Annotated in this window: 1 protein-coding gene; it reads left to right on the top strand. The window is 38.6% G+C overall.

Annotation, left to right across the window (positions count from 1 at the left end):
• Positions 1–571: 571 nt before the first annotated feature.
• The gene (locus tag RB618_RS23665) at positions 572–2,386 is read left to right on the top strand and encodes a reverse transcriptase domain-containing protein (RefSeq protein WP_308071090.1); all 1,815 of its coding nucleotides are present in this window, start codon (positions 572–574) and stop codon (positions 2,384–2,386) included.
• Positions 2,387–2,536: the final 150 nt, after the last annotated feature.

The following is a 2,536-nucleotide window of genomic DNA, read 5'->3' as shown; positions in this document are numbered from 1 at the left end:
TATATTGTGCGCCCATAAGGTTGTGTAGTGAATGCAGTTTTGGCAAACTGCTGAGCAAGTGTTCAAACTGCTCATCAACATCCGATTTATCCAAAGGGGAAACCTAATGGGGAGTGTAGCATATCGGAAAAGCCATAAGTCAATCAGCTATCAGATTGCGACTGTAATGGCAAGTTGAAATAATGGATATGAGGAACAAATCTGGATTGATTGAACGATAGTCTAAGTGGTTAGTTTTTTAAGCATTGACGGAAGATAGTTACAAACGTCATTTCCCTAACACTTTTCCGTAAAAATGTAGCGGTAAAAGCATGAACAGGTAAGGGACACAGCTACAATAGGTAGAAAAGGACGAAAGTCGGTTACCGACAATCCATTGAGCCAAAGTCACTATACATCTAAATGGGGATTGCCTAAATCGGAATGCCGTAAGGCTATGGAGTTTAGCTTCTGAATATCCGACATGGCAACGGAGTTCCCGTAGTAGTCCGAGCAAGGGAAAGCTTTGTACATGGCGAAGGGGAACAGTTGGTTTAGTTTAATTGAATTAAAGGAAAATGTGAGAGACATTATGAGAAATCCCGAAATGATATTGAACAGTCTGGTGAGACACAGCAACACGCTGACATATAAGTTCCAAAGACTGTACAGAATACTGTTTAACGAAGAAATGTATTACATAGCATACCAAAAAATATACAGCAAAGCAGGTAATATGACCGCTGGCTCCGATGGTAAAACCATAGACGGTATGAGTGTGGCACGTGTTAGACAGCTAATCGAATCGTTGAAAGACGAATCCTATCAGCCTGTACCGTCTAAAAGAATTTACATACCCAAAAAGAACGGTAGCAAACGTCCTTTGGGTATTCCCACATTCATAGATAAACTCCTACAGGAAGTAATACGTATGATACTTGAAGCTATTTACGAAGGGCAATTCGAAAACTCTTCCCACGGCTTCATACCGAGCCGAAGTTGCCATACAGCTTTGAAAAGCGCACAGAAGTTGTTTACAGGTGCTAAATGGTTTGTTGAAGGAGATATAAAAGGCTTCTTTGATAATATCAATCACGAAGTAATGATAAACATACTACAAGAACGTATAGAAGATGAAAGGTTTATTCGACTTATCAGAAAACTACTAAATGCAGGATATATCGAGGATTGGAAGTATCACAAGACTTATAGCGGTACACCCCAAGGAGGAATTATCAGCCCCATAATGGCAAACATCTACCTTGATAAGTTCGACAAGTTTATCAAAAAATACACTTTGGAATTTGACAAAGGTATATGGAGAAAACCCTCTAAGGAATCACGCTATTTGGTTTGCAAAAAATACCGTTTGAGTCAAAAACTCAAAATTGAAAAGGACGAAGTAAAACGGAAACTTTTACTTGAGCAAATCAATGAAATCGTTAAGGAACGCCAAAAACATCCTGCTTCGGTGCAGATGGATGAAAACATGAGAAAATTGAAGTATGTCAGATACGCAGATGATTTTCTTATTGCGGTAATAGGTTCAAAAGAAGATTGTGTCAAGATAAAGGAAGACCTTAAAAACTTTCTTAAGGGTAACCTTAAATTGGAACTATCCGAAGACAAAACACTTATTACTCATGCAGAAAAACCTGCTAAATTTTTGGGGTACGAAATCTTTATCAGAAAATCCAGTGATACCAAAAAGGATAAAATGGGCTATCCAAGACGATGCTTTTCAAGTAAGGTTGTATTGTATGTTTCTACGGAAGTGATACGCAATAAGCTTCTTGACTATAAGGCAATGAAAATTACCACGCCTAAAGGGAAAGAAGTTTGGAGGGGAATTTCGAGAGGCTACATGATTGCATTTGATGATTTAGAAATCATCAGTCAATATAATGCCGAAATAAGAGGTTTCTATAACTATTACTCCATAGCAAACAACAGCCATATAATCAACTCTTTCTATTACATCATGCGGTACAGCATGTACAGCACCTATGCAAGTAAACATCGCTCGTCAATAAACAAGTTGATGAACAAGCATAGAAAAAATGGGGTATTTTCTATCCCATATACAGATAGAAAGGGCAATATTAAATACAGAAGTCTTTACAACGAGGGGTTTAAACGTAAAATGGTAACCGGAAACTCATTATTTGACAATATTCCAATGACGGTCACTATAACAGGTGGCAGGAACAGTTTAACGGATAGGTTAATGGCTAAAACTTGCGAATACTGCGGTGCGACAGATGAAATAGAAATGCACCACGTAAGAAAGCTCAAAGACTTAAAAGGTAAAACGAATTGGGAAAAACGAATGATTGGTAGAAGAAGAAAAACTTTAGCAGTATGTATATCATGTCACGAAAAATTGCACGCAGGAACATTAGACTGAATAAACCGATGGAAAGCCGTATACATGGAGACATGTACGTACGGTTTGGGGGCAGACACAGGGAAACCAGCTATGGAAACATAGATATTGGCGTCAGGTGTCGAGCCTACTTCCTGACTACCTCCCATGATGGCAGCGGAAGCATTACTG

Origin of the sequence: Flavobacterium sp. LHD-85, from assembly GCF_030929595.1 — a bacterium.
Classification (GTDB): Bacteria; Bacteroidota; Bacteroidia; order Flavobacteriales; family Flavobacteriaceae; genus Flavobacterium.
The sequence above is the reverse complement of the archived record's forward strand: the minus strand, read 5'-3'. Positions and strand labels throughout refer to the sequence as shown.

What these genes read in the sequence shown, in the direction of transcription:
- RB618_RS23665 (WP_308071090.1), top strand. Translation starts at nt 572, where the DNA reads ATGAGAAATCCCGAAATGATATTGAACAGTCTGGTGAGACACAGCAAC.